The sequence below is a fragment of the Streptomyces sp. HUAS YS2 genome, assembly GCF_033343995.1.
GTDB classification, from domain to species: domain Bacteria; phylum Actinomycetota; class Actinomycetes; order Streptomycetales; family Streptomycetaceae; genus Streptomyces; species Streptomyces solicathayae.
Genome location: NZ_CP137573.1, coordinates 4011976 through 4027461, shown reverse-complemented (window position 1 = coordinate 4027461; position 15486 = coordinate 4011976). Strand labels below are relative to the sequence as shown.

The following is a 15486-nucleotide window of genomic DNA, read 5'->3' as shown; positions in this document are numbered from 1 at the left end:
ATCGACGCGTTCCCACTCAGTCCTGGGTCGCCCACCACTCCTTGAGCGCCGCGACCGCCTGGTCGCGCTCCATCGGCCCGTTCTCCAGCCGCAGCTCCAGCAGGAACTTGTACGCCTTGCCGACGGCCGGCCCCGGGCGGATACCGAGGATCTCCTGGATCTCGTTGCCGTCCAGGTCGGGCCGGATCGAGTCCAGCTCCTCCTGCTCCTGGAGCTGGGCGATCCGCTCCTCCAGGCCGTCGTACGTCCGCGACAGGGCGGCGGCCTTGCGCTTGTTCCGCGTGGTGCAGTCCGAGCGGGTCAGCTTGTGCAGCCTCGACAGCAGCGGGCCGCCGTCGCGGACGTAGCGCCGCACCGCGGAGTCCGTCCACTCGCCGCCGCCGTAGCCGTGGAAGCGCAGGTGCAGCTCCACGAGACGCGAAACGTCCTTGATCATCTCGTTGGAGTACTTGAGCGCCGTCATGCGCTTCTTCGTCATCTTTGCCCCCACCACCTCGTGGTGGTGGAACGAGACCCGACCGTCCTTCTCGAAGCGGCGGGTGCGCGGCTTGCCGATGTCGTGCAGCAGCGCCGAGAGCCGCAGCACGAGGTCGGGTCCGTCCTCCTCGAGCGCGATCGCCTGGTCGAGGACGGTCAGCGAGTGCTCGTAGACATCCTTGTGCCGGTGGTGCTCGTCACTCTCCAGCCGCAGGGCCGGCAGCTCCGGCAGCACGTGGTCGGCGAGACCTGTGTCCACGAGCAGCCCGAGTCCCTTGCGCGGGTGGGCGGCGAGCAGCAGCTTGTTGAGCTCGTCCCGGACGCGCTCGGCGGAAACGATCTCGATGCGCTCGGACATCTCCTTCATGGCCACGACGACTTCGGGAGCCACCTCGAAGTCGAGCTGCGCAGCGAAGCGCGCGGCCCGCATCATGCGCAGCGGGTCGTCGGAGAAGGACTCCTCGGGTGTGCCCGGCGTGTGCAGCACCCGCGCCGCGAGGTCCTCCAGGCCGCCGTACGGGTCGATGAACTCCTTCTCGGGGAGCGCGACCGCCATCGCGTTCACCGTGAAGTCGCGACGCACCAGGTCCTGCTCGATGGAGTCGCCGTAGGAGACCTCGGGCTTGCGCGAGGTGCGGTCGTACGCCTCGGAGCGGTACGTGGTGATCTCGATCTCGAAGCGCTGGACGGCGTCCCCGACGCGGGCGTCCTTCTGGCAGCCGACCGTCCCGAAGGCGATCCCGACCTCCCAGACCGCGTCCGCCCACGGACGGACGATCTTCAGTACGTCCTCGGGGCGGGCGTCGGTGGTGAAGTCCAGGTCGTTGCCGAGCCGCCCGAGCAACGCGTCCCGTACCGAGCCGCCGACCAGGGCGAGGCGGAAACCGGCCTCCTGGAAACGGCGGGCGAGATCATCGGCGGCAGGGGAGACGCGCAGCAGTTCGCTGACCGCGCGGCGCTGCACCTGGCTCAGGGCAGTCGGGGTGTCTTCGTTGGCGTTCGGCACAACAGAAGAGGGTACGTGCCCCGGCCGCCCGGAGCGTCCTCGTTTCCGCCCGGCCGCGGGGGGCCGATCGCATCTGCTGGAGCAGTCCCCAGCACTTCGCCACAGCGTGCATCGTTACCATGCGTGGACACAGCAACCGGCAAGCACCGACACCACTGACTACAACGAGGACGGGCGAACGCGTGGCCGAGGCGGCAGACATCCAGGGGCCCTCTCCCTCACCTGCCCGCCGGTGGCTGCGGCGCACGGTATCTCTCGCGGCCGCGGTGCCTCTGCTCGCCGGCCTCGTCCAGGTGCCCGCAGCCCCTGCGGCCGTCGCCGACGACGCCACCGGTTCGCGGACCGTGGACGTGTCACTCGACACACTGACGCCCAGCACTCCGGTGGAGGGCGACACCCTCAAGATCAGCGGCACGGTGACGAACAACGGCCGGCAGGCCGTCTCCGCCGCCACGGTGGACCTCAGGGTCGGCCCGCGGCTCTCCAGCCGCAGCTCGATCGACGAGGCGGCGGGGCGCACCGGCTACCGGGCGGACAGCGACCCGGCCGCCCTGGGCGGCACCTACACGTTCAAGATCCCGCAGCTGGCCTCCGGGCTCAGCGCGGACTTCACCCTCGCCGTCCCGGTCGCCAAGCTGGGCCTGGACGACCCGGGCGTCTACCAGCTCGGTGTCTCGCTCTCCGGCCGGACCTCGTCCCAGAACTACGACCGGGTCCTCGGCATCGAGCGGACCTTCCTGCCCTGGCAGCCCGAGGCCACCGCGAAGAAGACCCAGGTGACCTACCTGTGGCCGCTGATCTCCTCCGCCCGTGTCTCCGCCGAGACCGGTTCGGACGACCAGCAGACGCCGGTCTTCGAGAACGACGACCTGGCCGCCGAGCTGGCCCCGGGCGGCCGGCTTGAGCAGCTGGTCTCGCTCGGCAAGGAACTCCCCGTCACCTGGGTCATCGACCCGGACCTGCTCGCCACCGTCGACGCCATGACGCGGAACTACAACGTCAAGAGCGGTACGGAGACGGTCCCCGGCCGCAACCAGGCGGTCGCCGAGCAGTGGCTCAGCTCCCTGGAGAAGGCGGTGGCCGGCCACCAGGTCGTCGCGCTGCCCTTCGCCGACCCCGACCTCGCCTCCCTGGCCCACCGCGGCAAGGACGTCTCCGGTTCCCTCGGGCAGCTGAAGCCCGCCACCGAGGTGGCCGGGACGACCGTGGAGACGATCCTCCATGTGACGCCGTCGACCGACTTCGCCTGGCCCGTCGAGGGCGCGGTGGACCCGGCGATCGTGAAGGTCGCCACGTCGGCCGGCGCCCACAAGGTCATCGCCCGCAGCGACAGCCTCCGCGACGACCTCAGCTACACCCCCACGGCCGCCCGGCCGATCGGCGGCGGCACCACGGCGGTCGTCGCCGACGCCTCGCTCTCCACGCTCTTCCAGGGCGACATGACCCGGGCGGAGACCTCCACGCTCGCGGTGCAGCGCTTCCTCGCTCACACGCTGGCCGTCACCCAGCAGGCGCCGGACAAGGCGCGGAGCATCGTCGTGGCCCCCCAGCGCATGCCCACGGCCTCGCAGGCGCAGACGATGGCGACCGCCCTGCGCGGCCTCGCGCCGCAGCGCTGGACCCAGTCGCTCGACCTGATCGCGGCCTCCGCCGTGCGCCCGGACCCCCGTGCCACGACGAGGGTGCCCAGCACCGCGCAGTACTCGAAGCAGCTGCGCAAGAACGAGCTGCCCGTCCAGGCCTTCCGCGACATGAAGGCCACCCGGGAGAAGCTGGACGACTTCGAGGTCATCCTCACCATGCCGTACCGCGTCGTGACGCCCATGGGCAACGCGATCAGCCGCATGATGTCGACGTCCTGGCGCGGCCAGGCCCCGGCCGCCGCGCTGTACCGGATCGAGGTCCTCGACTATCTGCAGGGCCTGACCGAGGAGGTCCGACTGATCGAGAAGTCCGACCTCACCCTCTCCGGCCGCAGCGCGACCATCCCGGTCACCGTGCAGAACAAGCTGCTGCAGGGCGTGCACAACCTGGAGCTGCGGCTCGAGTCCACCAAGCCGACCCGTCTCAAGCTCAACGACGACGAGGCCGTCGCCGCGCAGCCCGTGAAGATCGACGGCGGACACAGCCAGTCCGTGAAGTTCACCGCCTCGGCGAACGCCAACGGCAAGGTCCCGATGACCGCCCAGCTGTACACGGAGGACGGCAAGCCGTACGGCAAGCCGATGAGCTTCACCGTGAAGGTCTCCGAGATCACCCCGACCGTGATGCTCGTCATCGCCGGCGGTGTCCTGCTCCTGGTCCTCGCGGGCGTCCGGATGTACAGCCAGCGCAAGCGCGCGGCGGCCAGGAACGCCGAGGCCGAGGCCGAGGCCCAGGAAGAGACGCAGGACGAGACCCAGGAAGGGGCCGGCGCGGCGGACGGGACGGAGGCCGCGGAGGACGACGATCCCGAGCAGCCGAGTGACCCGACGCCGGACACCGGTCCCGAAAGCGGCGGCGGGTCCGGCCCGGGTGAGAAGGTGGACCGTTGAGCGATGTCGTGGCCGGTCGGCCGGGGACGATGAGGTGGGGTAAGCATGAACGCGCCGTACGACGGTGACCGCGGCCAGGGCGCGGGCAGCGCAGCTGCGCCGTCCGGCGGAACGCCCGCGCCGCCGCCCGGGACCGGCCCGGCCCCGGTGCCGCCGGCGCAGCAGGGCGCCCCGGACCCGCAGGCCCAGGACCAGTACGCACAGGACCCCTACGTCCAGGACTCGTACACCCACGACCCGTACCAGTCGCAGGACCTGTCCGCCCAGGACCCGGTGACGGAGGCGCTGTACGACCGTGCCGCGCACCCGCCGCCTCCGCCGGGCACCTACGCCGAGCCGCAGCCGCTGTACCAGCAGCCGGAGACGCCCCAGCACGCCCCGGACCCCCGGGTGTGGGCGCAGACCCCCGCCCCCGAGCCCGAGGGCCCCTCGCGCCACCTGCCGTACGGCGACGACGCCCGCACGGTCCAGTTCACCGGCGTCGACGACCTGGTGACCCGGGCCGGTGAGGACGACCCCGAGCCCGACGCCTTCGCGCACCTGTACCGGGACCAACAGACCCCCGGCCAGGTGCCTTCCCCCGCCCCGGAGCCGGTTCCCATGCCCGCCCCCGCCCCGAAGAAGTCGGGAGGCCGCGCCTCCGGGCTGCTCAAGTCCAGCGCCGTCATGGCCGCCGGCACCCTCGTCTCCCGGCTGACCGGCTTCGTCCGCAGCCTCGTGATCACCGGCGCGCTCGGCGCCGCCCTGCTCGGTGACACCTTCACCGTCGCGTACACCCTGCCGACGATGATCTACATCCTCACCGTCGGTGGCGGTCTCAACTCGGTCTTCGTACCGCAGCTGGTCCGCTCCATGAAGAACGACGACGACGGCGGCGAGGCCTACGCCAACCGGCTGCTCACGCTCGTCATGGTGGCGCTCGGCGCGATCGTGGCCGTCGCCGTCTTCGCGGCCCCGCTGCTCATCCGGCTGATGTCGAACACCATCGCCGACAACCCCGACGCCAACAGCGTCGCCGTCACGTTCGCCCGCTACTGCCTGCCCACCATCTTCTTCATGGGTGTGCACGTGGTGATGGGTCAGATCCTCAACGCCCGCGGCAAGTTCGGTGCGATGATGTGGACCCCGGTCCTCAACAACATCGTCATGATCGTGACGTTCGGCCTGTTCATCTGGGTCTACGGCACGTCCGCCGAGTCCCACATGGGCGTGACCACCATCCCTGACGAGGGCGTCCGGCTGCTCGGCATCGGCACCCTCCTCGGCCTGGTCGTCCAGGCCCTGGCAATGATCCCCTACCTGCGCGAGACGGGCTTCCGCTTCAGGCCCCGCTTCGACTGGAAGGGCCACGGCCTCGGCAAGACCGTCAAACTGGCCAAGTGGACCGTCCTGTTCGTCCTCGCCAACCAGGCCGGCGTCCTGGTCGTCACCCAGCTGGCCACCGCCGCGGGCGAGTCGTCCGGCAAGGACGGCGCGGGCTTCCTCGCCTACTCCAACGCCCAGCTGATCTGGGGCATGCCGCAGGCGATCATCACCGTCTCCGTGATGGCGGCCCTGCTGCCCCGCATCTCCCGCGCCGCCCACGACGACGACCCCGGGGCCGTCCGTGACGACATCTCGCAGGGCCTGCGGAACTCCGCCGTGGCGATCGTCCCGGTCTCCTTCGCCTTCCTGGCGCTCGGCGTTCCGATGTGCACCCTGCTCTACGCGTCCAGCGGCGTCGAGGCCGCCCAGGGCATGGGCTTCATCCTGATGGCCTTCGGCCTCGGCCTGATCCCGTACTCGGTCCAGTACGTCGTCCTGCGCGGCTTCTACGCCTACGAGGACACCCGGACGCCGTTCTACAACACCGTCATCGTGGCGGGCGTCAACGCCGCAGCCTCGGCCGCCTGTTACTTCGTGCTCCCCGCCCAGTGGGCCGTGGTCGGCATGGCCGCCTCCTACGGTCTGGCGTACGCCGTCGGCGTCGGCGTGGCGTGGCGCCGGCTGCGCAACCGGCTCGGCGGCGACCTGGACGGCGGGCACGTCCTGCGCACCTACGCCCGGCTGTGCCTGGCGTCGCTGCCCGCAGCGGTGGTGGCCGGAGCCGTCGGGTTCGGCATCATGAAGGCGCTCGGCGAAGGCGCGTTCGGCTCTCTCGTCGCCCTCGTCGCCGGCTCCGTCGTACTGTTCGGCGTGTTCTTCGTCGCGGCCCGGCGACTGCGGATCGCGGAGCTCAACTCCATGGTCGGCATGGTGCGCGGCCGCCTCGGGCGCTAGACGACCGGGCCCGCACAACCATCGTCCGCCGCCGCGTGTCGTGCATAGCGCCGGACTGTGGGCACAATTGGCATGGCTGTTGGATGTGTCGCAACGGATGGGGAGGCAGGAACGACGGTGGCGGAACGTAGCACGGCTGCCGTCGACGTGGCCGACAACAGCGGTGATGACCCGCTGACCGCCAAGGCGGACACGGTCGCGACCGACGGGGTGGCGGAAGCGCAGGACACGGCGGAGCAGGGCGCGCCGGAGGCGGACAGCGGCGACGACGGGAAGAAGAGCGAGGCGAAACCCACCGTCGAGACGCCCGAGCTCCACAGCGGCCACAAGTTGGCCAGACGCTACCGGCTGGAGGAGTGCGTCACTCGTCTGGACGGTTTCAGCAGTTGGCGTGCCGTCGACGAGAAGCTCCGCCGAGCCGTCGGGGTGCACCTGCTGCCGGCCGACCACCCGCGCGCCCGGACGGTGCTCGCCGCGGCACGGTCCGCCGCGCTGCTCGGCGACCCCCGGTTCGTGCAGGTCCTCGACGCCGTCGAGGAGAACGACCTCGTCTACGTCGTGCACGAATGGCTGCCGGACTCCACCGAGCTGACCGCCCTGCTGGCAGCGGGCCCGATGGAACCCCACGACGCCTACCAGCTCGTCTCCCAGGTCTCCCAGGCCATGGCCGCCGCCCACCGCGAGGGGCTGGCCCACCTGCGGCTCACCCCCAGCGCCGTACTGCGCAGCTCCACGGGCCAGTACCGGATCCGCGGGCTCGCCGTGAACGCCGCCCTGCGCGGCATCAGCGCCGAACGCCCCCAGCGCACCGACACGGAGGCCATCGGCGCCCTGCTGTACGCCGCGCTCACCCAGCGCTGGCCCTACGACAGCGACGCCTACGGCCTGACCGGACTGCCCAAGGACGTCGGGCTGATCGCCCCCGACCAGGTCCGGGCCGGCGTGCACCGCGGCCTCTCCGAGATCGCCATGCGCGCCCTGGCCAACGACGGCGCCACCGCCTCGCGCCAGGAACCGCCCTGCACCACGCCCGACGAGCTGGCCAAGGCCGTCGCCGCGATGCCCCGGATCCGCCCGCCGGAGCCCGAGTTCCCGACCCCGTCGGAATACCAGCGCACCACCTACCAGCAGGGCACGTACGGCCGTCAGCAGGCACGGCCCGCGGTCACCCAGCCCGTGCCTGCGCCGCCCGCCCCACTGGCGAGCCGTACCGGCAAGGCCCTGAAGTGGGCCGTGTCCGCGCTGCTCATCGCCGCGCTCGGCCTGGGCAGCTGGCAGGTTGCGGACAAGCTCCTGGACAGGAACAAGAAGCAGGAGACCCCCCGGACCACGCAGCCCGAGACCACCGACAACAAGCAGCCGGCCGGCTCCGGCAAGCCGGTCGCCATCGTCGACGCCCACGACTTCGACCCGCTCGGCGACGGGTCGGAGAACGCCTCACAGATAAAGAGCGCCTACGACGGCAACCCCAGCACCTCGTGGCCGACCAGCAACTACCGCGGCTACGCGAAGTTCGGCAACCTCAAGGAGGGCGTGGGCATCGTCCTGGACCTGGGACGAGTCCAGCAGGTCGGCAAGGTGGAGATCGCCTTCCACGGCACGACCTCGGTCCAGCTGCGCACGGCTCCCGAGGACGCCTCGTCCATGCCGGTCGCGCCGGGCGACTACACCACCCAGGCATCGGAAACGGGTTCCCGGGTCGCGCTCTCTCCCGGCAAGCCGGTGAAGACGCGCTACGTCCTCGTCTGGCTGACCGAGCTGCCGAGCGCCGACGGCGGTTACCGGGGCCAGATCTCGGACATCACGATCACAAGCTGACGTCACAGGGGAGGGGGGCTCACCGGTGGACGAACAGAGCGTTCTCAGCGACCAGGAACTCCTGGCACGCCATGTGGCGGGAGATCCGAACGCCTTCGGTGAGCTCGTACGCCGTCACCGGGACCGGCTGTGGGCGGTCGCCCTGCGCACGCTGGGAGACCGCGAGGAGGCCGCGGACGCCGTCCAGGACGCCCTCGTATCCGCCTTCCGGGCCGCCCACACCTTCAGGGGCCAGTCGGCCGTCACGACCTGGCTCCACCGCATCACCGTGAACGCCTGCCTCGACCGGGCCCGCAAGGCCGCCTCGCGCAAGACCTCGCCCGTCGACGACACCACCCGTCTGGAACAGCTCCTCGAACCGCACGAGTCCGCCGAGGCGCCCGCCGAGCGCCAGGACCTGCACCGTGAACTGTTCGCCGCGCTCGCCAAACTTCCCGCCGACCAGCGCGCCGCGCTCGTCCTCGTGGACATGCAGGGATACCCCGTGGCCGAGGCTGCCCGCATCCTCGATGTCCCCTCCGGAACGGTCAAAAGCCGGTGCGCACGCGGCCGGGCCCGCCTGCTGCCGCTGCTCACTCATCTGCGCGCGGACACAGGGGGTAACGAAGGCCCTGGTGGGGGAAGGAACCGGACGCCGGGGACATCCGTCCCACCGGTGTCGAGGCGAACGGATACGGGACCGAACGGTCCAGCTGCTGTGAAGGGCGGAGGTGGGCGCGCGTGACTTCCACGACCGGCAGGGCCGACACGACACAGCACCCGGACGTCTCGGAGATCTCCGACCTCACCGAAGGCCTGCTCCCACCGGCCCGGACCGCCGCCGTACGCAGGCATGTCGACGGCTGCGCCCTCTGCGCGGACGTACGCGCCTCCCTGGAGGAGATCCGCGGACTGCTGGGCACCCTGCCCGGCCCGGTCCGGATGCCCGCCGAGATCGCCGGTCGGATCGACGCCGCGCTCGCCGCCGAAGCCCTCCTCAGCGCCACCACACCCGACGACGCGACGGCTCATGTTTCACGTGAAACACCGTCCGACGCTCCCGAGGCTCTCCCCGCCGCCGAGGACTCCCCCGATCCCGCCGGCGCCGCAGACCGTCCCGCAGGCCGCCCCAGGGCGGCCACCGGTCCGGGACGCCCGACCGGCAGGCGCCGCCGCCGTGTCGCCGTTCTCGGCGGCATCCTCGGTGCCGCGGCCCTCGGCCTGGGTACCTTCCTGCTCCTGCCCGGCACGCTGCAGAACGCCGCCGACAGCAGCGGTGACAAGAAGTCCGACGTCGCCGCGAGCGCCGCGGACACCCCCTTCTCCGACGAGGGCATCGACCAGCGCGTCCAGGAACTCCTGCGCGCCGACGGCACCCGCAAGGCACCCAAGGACGCCCCGGAGTCCCTGACCGCCGAGAACGACGGCAACACACCGCTGCGGAGCGCTGACGCGACACTGCCGAACTGCGTCCGCGCCGGCACCGACCGCACCGACCCCGTCCTCGCCTTCCAGCCCGGCGACTACCAGGGCTCACGGGCGTACCTCGTCGTCCTGCCGCACGCCACGGACCCGTCCAAGGTGCAGGCCTACGTCCTCGACGCCTCCTGCACCGAGGGCGGCGGCAGCGCCAAGGCGGACGTCCTGTTGACCCACGTCTACCCTCGCCCCTGACGCTACGCCGTGCCGCGAGGCGGTTCCGGGAATGCTTCACCCTTAGGATCCGTTGGGTGGGGTGAGAGTCACCGATCGACCGCCCCGTAGGCAGTAGGCAGTCTGCAGAGACGAGGAAGAAACCCGTGAGCGACGTCCGTAACGTGATCATCATCGGCTCCGGGCCCGCGGGGTACACCGCCGCGCTCTACACGGCGCGCGCGTCGCTGAAGCCGCTGGTCTTCGAAGGTGCCGTCACCGCCGGTGGCGCGCTGATGAACACGACCGACGTGGAGAACTTCCCCGGCTTCCGCGACGGCATCATGGGCCCGGACCTGATGGACAACATGCGCGCCCAGGCCGAGCGCTTCGGCGCTGAGCTGATCCCGGACGACGTCGTGGCCGTCGACCTCACCGGTGACATCAAGACCGTCACCGACACCGCCGGCACTGTGCACCGCGCCAAGGCCGTCATCGTGACGACCGGCTCGCAGCACCGCAAGCTGGGCCTGCCCAACGAGGACGCTCTCTCCGGCCGCGGTGTCTCCTGGTGCGCCACCTGCGACGGCTTCTTCTTCAAGGACCAGGACATCGCCGTCATCGGCGGCGGCGACACCGCGATGGAGGAGGCCACCTTCCTCTCGCGCTTCGCCAAGACGGTCACGATCGTCCACCGCCGCGACTCGCTGCGCGCGTCGAAGGCCATGCAGGAGCGCGCCTTCGCCGACCCGAAGATCAAGTTCGCCTGGGACAGTGAGGTCGCCGAGATCCACGGCGAGCAGAAGCTCTCCGGTCTGACCCTGCGCAACACCAAGACCGGCGAGACCAGCGAGCTGCCCGTCACCGGCCTGTTCATCGCCGTCGGCCACGACCCGCGCACCGAGCTGTTCAAGGGTCAGCTGGACCTGGACGAGGAGGGCTACCTCAAGGTGGACGCCCCCTCGACCCGCACCAACCTGACCGGTGTCTTCGGCGCCGGCGACGTCGTCGACCACACCTACCGCCAGGCGATCACCGCCGCGGGCACCGGTTGCTCCGCCGCCCTGGACGCCGAGCGCTTCCTGGCCGCTCTCGCCGACGGCGAGAAGGCCGCGGAGCCGGCGAAGACCTCCGCGGTCTGACTCTCCCCGCCTCACCCCCACACCCCGCGAAGTTAAGGAGGCCGCCGTGGCCGATCTGAAGAACGTGACTGACGCTACCTTCGATGAGGACGTCCTCAAGAGCGACAAGCCCGTCCTGGTGGACTTCTGGGCGGCCTGGTGCGGCCCGTGCCGTCAGATCGCGCCGTCGCTCGAGGCCATCGCCAAGGAGCACGGTGACAAGATCGAGATCGTCAAGCTCAACATCGACGAGAACCCGGCCACGGCTGCCAAGTACGGTGTGATGTCGATCCCGACGCTGAACGTCTACCAGAACGGCGAGGTCGCCAAGACCATCGTCGGCGCCAAGCCGAAGGCCGCCATCGAGCGCGATCTCGCGGACTTCATCGCCGAGGACATCACGAAGGCCTGACGCCTCCGCTGTTTCACGTGAAACACGAACGGCCCGCCCCCACTCGGGGCGGGCCGTTCGTCGTACCCGGCACCGCTACAGCGGCCGCAGGGCGGGCTCCTTCTGCACAGCGCCCAGCAGCCGGTCCAGCGCCAACTCCACGTCTTCCTTCCAGGAGAGCGTCGTCCTCAGCTCCAGCCGCAGCCTCGGATGCACCGGATGCGGGCGCACCGTCTTGAAGCCCACCGCGAGCAGATGGTCCGCCGGCAGCACGCAGGCCGGCTCCTTCCACCGCGCGTCGCCGAACGCCTCGATCGCACGGAAGCCCCGCCGCAGCAGATCCTTCGCGACCGTCTGCACCATCACCCGGCCCAGCCCCTGCCCCTGATAGCCCGGCATGATCCAGGCCGTCATCAGCTGGACCGAGTCCGCCGACACCGGGCTGGTGGGAAAGGCCATCGACCGCGGCACATAGGCGGGGGGAGCGTAGAGAACGAACCCGACCGGGACCTCATCGACGTAGACCACCCGGCCGCACGAGCCCCACTCGAGGAGCACCGCGGAGATCCAGGCCTCCTTCTCCAGCTCAGGCCGCCCGGCCTTTACCGCTGCCTCTCCACTGACCGGATCGAGCTCCCAGAAGACACACGACCGACAGCGCTTGGGAAGGTCCGGAAGGTTGTCCAGGGTGAGCGGTACGAGTCGACGCCCCACGGGTCCTCACTTCCCTCAACTGCCGCACCACGGGCCTGCGCCAGCGCACTGCGCTCCAGGAGCAGGCTGCCGATGAACCCGCCGACCGCGCCCACGCCCAGACCCGCCGTCACCCATCGGCCGCGGCTCACTTCTCGCATGGCTTCCGCCCCTCTCTGAGCCGGATCACGGTGGATGTGCCATACCTGAACGCATCGTATCCATCGGACACTCGGGCGGATACCGCGCTCAAGCAAAGGGCGGACCGTGTTCCGGCCAACGCCGGTACACGGTCCGCCCCGAAGACGGGAACGCGGGCCTCAGCCCTCGCCGTCCTCCTCGCTCGGCTCGGAGTTGGCCCGATCCATCACCTTTCCCTCGCCCGGAGCAAGGGTGCCCAGGATCCGGTCCAGATCCTCCATCGAGGCGAACTCGACGACGATCTTGCCCTTCTTCTGCCCGAGGTCGACCTTTACCCGGGTCTCGAAGCGGTCCGACAGCCGGGACGCCAGATCCGTCAGCGCCGGGGAGACCCGGGCGCCGGCCCGCGGCCCCTTCGGCTTCACCGCCGCCTCCGGCTCCGAACCCATCACATGGACGATCTCCTCGACCGCACGCACCGAGAGGCCCTCGGCCACGATCCGGTACGCCAGCTTGTCCTGGGTCTCCGGGTCGTCCACAGAGAGCAGCGCCCGAGCATGGCCGGCTGACAGCACTCCGGCCGCGACCCGGCGCTGAACCGGCGGCGACAGCCGCAGCAGACGCAGCGTGTTCGACACCTGCGGGCGGGAACGCCCGATCCGGTCGGCCAGCTGATCATGCGTGCAGTTGAAGTCCTTCAGCAGCTGGTCGTACGCCGCGGCCTCCTCCAGCGGGTTCAGCTGAGCCCGGTGCAGGTTCTCCAGGAGGGCGTCCAGCAGGAGCTTCTCGTCGTCCGTCGCACGGACGATCGCAGGGATCCGCTCCAGGCCCGCCTCACGGCAGGCCCGCCAGCGACGCTCACCCATGATGAGCTCGTAGCGCTCGGTCCCCAGCTGACGCACGACGACCGGCTGCAGCAGGCCGACCTCCTTGATGGAGGTGACCAGCTCCGCCAGCGCGTCCTCGTCGAACACCTCACGCGGCTGGCGCGGGTTCGGGGTGATCGCGTCCAGCGGCAGCTCCGCGAAGTGCGCCCCCGCCGGGGACTCCGGCACGGGCACGATCTCGCGCTCGGCCGACGTGATGACCTCGTCCGGCGCAGGAGCGCTCGCCGGCAGCGTCGCCAGCTTCGCAGCGGTCACACCCCGCTCCGCCGTCAGCGAGGGAATCGCTCCGGGCGAAGCCGTCCCCGGGGCCACCCCCACCGGCGGCGCCTGCCGCTCCTGGGGAGCGGCAGGAATCAGCGCACCGAGCCCACGCCCCAACCCCCTACGTCGCTCGCTCACTGGATCCCCTCCGACATGCTTGGCTGGCTGTTCTGGTTGCCCACATGGGCGTGCTGGGGGTCGTAGTGCAGACCGACGCCCCGCATCGCGATCTCACGGGCCGCCTCCAGGTACGACAGCGAGCCACTGGAGCCCGGGTCGTAGGTGAGCACGGTCTGCCCGTAGCTCGGCGCCTCGGAGATACGCACCGATCGCGGAATGCTGGTCCGCAGGACCTCTTCACCGAAGTGACTGCGCACCTCGTCGGCGACCTGCGAGGCGAGCCTCGTCCGGCCGTCGTACATGGTGAGCAGAATCGTCGACACATGCAGCGCGGGGTTCAGGTGCCCGCGCACGAGATCGACGTTCCGCAGGAGCTGGCCCAGGCCCTCCAGCGCGTAGTACTCGCACTGGATAGGGATCAGCACCTCGGCCCCCGCCACGAGGGCGTTGACCGTCAGCAGGCCCAGCGACGGCGGGCAGTCGATCAGGATGTAGTCCAGCGGCTGCTCGTACGCCTGGATCGCCCGCTGCAGCCGGCTCTCACGCGCCACCAGCGACACCAGCTCGATCTCCGCGCCGGCGAGATCGATGGTGGCGGGGGCGCAGAAGAGGCCCTCGACATCCGCGACGGGCTGCACCACATCGGAGAGCGGCTTGCTGTCCACCAGGACGTCGTAGATCGAGGGCACCTCGGCGTGGTGGTCGATCCCCAGCGCCGTGGAGGCGTTGCCCTGCGGGTCGAGGTCGATCACCAGAACACGGGCGCCGTGCAGCGCCAGCGACGCGGCAAGGTTGACCGTCGTGGTCGTCTTGCCCACGCCGCCCTTCTGGTTGGCGACCACCATCACGCGCGTCTGCGCCGGCCGGGGAAGACCTTCTCCGGCACGACCCAGAGCCTCCACTGCCAGTTGGGCAGCACGGCCGATGGGGGTGTCGTCCATAGGGGGCGATGTTTCACGTGAAACATCGGACCCCACCGATTCGGTTCGGGGACCGGGGACCGGATCGGTCATCGGTCCCGCGATGTTGGCGTCGGACCGCAAGGATTCACTCTCCTCGGCTTCAGGCTCGCGATGAACAGAGCCTGCCATGCTTTCGGGGTCGTGAACCAGCGAGGCCCGTGGTTCTGTGGACGAATCCACCTCTGTGGACAACTCCGTAACCCTCACGGGGGGCTTCGTCGGGGGCTTGCGGTCTCGGGGTGAGGCGGCCGCGCGGCCGCGGCTGATGATCCCCTGCAGCAGTGAGCGACGTTTCACGTGAAACACGATGCACGCGCCGCCGAGCCACAACCGCTCGACACTCCGAAATAGGTACGTACAGGTACTTCTGGGACTCGATGGCGCCGAGTCCCAGGCTCAGCGGCGCCGGCGGGTGCGGCTGGGACGGGCTGCCTTGGCGCGCTTCGCGGCGAACCGCACACCGCCGGGGCTCTCACCGACCTCCACCCGCACCACGGTCGACAGCGGGTCCACGATGCCCTCACCGACGTGCAGCACCGAGGTCTCCACCACACCGAGCTTCGACAGCGCCGACCGCGCCCCGTCCAGCTCCTCCTGGGCGGTGTCGCCCTTGAGGGCCAGCATCTCGCCGTAGGGCCGCAGCAGCGGCACGCCCCAGCCCGCCAGCCGGTCCAGCGGCGCCACGGCGCGCGCCGTGACGACGTGCACCGGAGTCAGCTTTCCGAGAACCTCCTCGGCACGGCCACGGACCACCGTCACATGATCCAGACCCAGCAGCTCGACGACCTCCTGCAGGAAGTTCGTCCGCCGCAGCAGCGGCTCCAACAGCGTGATCTTCAGATCCGGCCGCACCAGCGCCAGCGGAATGCCGGGCAGACCCGCACCCGAGCCCACGTCGCAGACCGTGACACCCTCCGGAACCACCTCGGAGAGCACCGCACAGTTCAGCAGATGCCGCTCCCACAGCCGCGGCACCTCGCGCGGGCCGATCAGCCCGCGCTTCACTCCCGCGTCCGCGAGCAGCTCCGCGTACCGGACGGCCTCCGGGAAGTACTCGCCGAAAACCGTCCGCGCCTGCTCCGGCGCCTGGGGGAGCTCCGCTGACTCCGTCACGGGAACCGTCCTTCCGTACCGCGCCACCGCGCTGGGGTTGGCTGACTATCAGGCTGACAAAGATCGGCCCCGCCTGCGAACAGACGGGGCCG

General features: G+C 70.5%; 12 protein-coding genes. 7 read left to right on the top strand and 5 right to left on the bottom strand.

What is annotated here, in order from left to right; all coding sequences use genetic code 11:
• Nucleotides 1–16: 16 nt before the first annotated feature.
• A complete protein-coding gene (locus R2D22_RS18455; RefSeq protein ID WP_318104908.1) occupies nucleotides 17–1483 on the bottom strand; it encodes a CCA tRNA nucleotidyltransferase in 1467 nt (488 codons plus the stop codon).
• A 182-nt stretch (nucleotides 1484–1665) separates the two neighbouring features.
• Between R2D22_RS18455 and R2D22_RS18450 the strand changes: the two genes are divergently transcribed.
• From R2D22_RS18450 to trxA, 7 genes are all read left to right on the top strand, one after another.
• Entirely contained in the window at nucleotides 1666–4017 is a 2352-nt protein-coding gene (locus R2D22_RS18450; RefSeq protein ID WP_318104907.1) for a DUF6049 family protein, read from the top strand.
• A gap of 45 nt (nucleotides 4018–4062) precedes the next feature.
• A complete protein-coding gene (gene murJ / locus R2D22_RS18445) occupies nucleotides 4063–6276 on the top strand; it encodes a murein biosynthesis integral membrane protein MurJ (protein ID WP_318104905.1) in 2214 nt (737 codons plus the stop codon).
• A gap of 117 nt (nucleotides 6277–6393) precedes the next feature.
• Nucleotides 6394–8094 (top strand): protein kinase family protein, encoded by a 1701-nt coding sequence (locus R2D22_RS18440; RefSeq protein ID WP_318104903.1) that lies wholly within the window; start codon nucleotides 6394–6396, stop codon nucleotides 8092–8094.
• Between the two features lie 25 nt (nucleotides 8095–8119).
• Entirely contained in the window at nucleotides 8120–8818 is a 699-nt protein-coding gene (sigM, locus tag R2D22_RS18435; RefSeq protein WP_318104902.1) for an RNA polymerase sigma factor SigM, read from the top strand.
• Nucleotides 8815–9747 (top strand): anti-sigma factor, encoded by a 933-nt coding sequence (locus R2D22_RS18430; protein ID WP_318104901.1) that lies wholly within the window; start codon nucleotides 8815–8817, stop codon nucleotides 9745–9747. Before sigM ends, R2D22_RS18430 begins: the two co-directional genes overlap by 4 nt.
• Before the next feature lie 125 nt (nucleotides 9748–9872).
• Nucleotides 9873–10847, top strand: coding sequence for a thioredoxin-disulfide reductase (gene trxB, locus R2D22_RS18425; RefSeq protein WP_318104900.1), 975 nt, complete (start codon nucleotides 9873–9875; stop codon nucleotides 10845–10847).
• A 46-nt stretch (nucleotides 10848–10893) separates the two neighbouring features.
• Nucleotides 10894–11238, top strand: coding sequence for a thioredoxin (gene trxA / locus R2D22_RS18420; protein WP_318104898.1), 345 nt, complete (start codon nucleotides 10894–10896; stop codon nucleotides 11236–11238).
• A gap of 75 nt (nucleotides 11239–11313) precedes the next feature.
• Here the strand turns inward: trxA and R2D22_RS18415 are convergent, their stop codons facing one another.
• The 4 genes from R2D22_RS18415 to rsmG form a co-directional block, all read right to left on the bottom strand.
• Nucleotides 11314–11931 (bottom strand): GNAT family N-acetyltransferase, encoded by a 618-nt coding sequence (locus R2D22_RS18415; protein WP_318104897.1) that lies wholly within the window; start codon nucleotides 11929–11931, stop codon nucleotides 11314–11316.
• A 299-nt stretch (nucleotides 11932–12230) separates the two neighbouring features.
• A complete protein-coding gene (locus tag R2D22_RS18410) occupies nucleotides 12231–13337 on the bottom strand; it encodes a ParB/RepB/Spo0J family partition protein (RefSeq protein WP_318104896.1) in 1107 nt (368 codons plus the stop codon).
• Nucleotides 13334–14410, bottom strand: coding sequence for a ParA family protein (locus R2D22_RS18405; RefSeq protein WP_318104895.1), 1077 nt, complete (start codon nucleotides 14408–14410; stop codon nucleotides 13334–13336). Before R2D22_RS18405 ends, R2D22_RS18410 begins: the two co-directional genes overlap by 4 nt.
• Before the next feature lie 267 nt (nucleotides 14411–14677).
• Entirely contained in the window at nucleotides 14678–15394 is a 717-nt protein-coding gene (gene rsmG, locus R2D22_RS18400; protein WP_318104893.1) for a 16S rRNA (guanine(527)-N(7))-methyltransferase RsmG, read from the bottom strand.
• Between the last annotated feature and the right edge of the window lie 92 nt (nucleotides 15395–15486).

Bases quoted from the DNA above. Each gene is read 5' to 3' on its own strand.
- murJ (WP_318104905.1), top strand. From the start codon at position 4,063: ATGAACGCGCCGTACGACGGTGACCGCGGCCAGGGCGCGGGCAGCGCA.
- R2D22_RS18405 (WP_318104895.1), bottom strand. From the start codon at position 14,410: ATGGCAGGCTCTGTTCATCGCGAGCCTGAAGCCGAGGAGAGTGAATCC.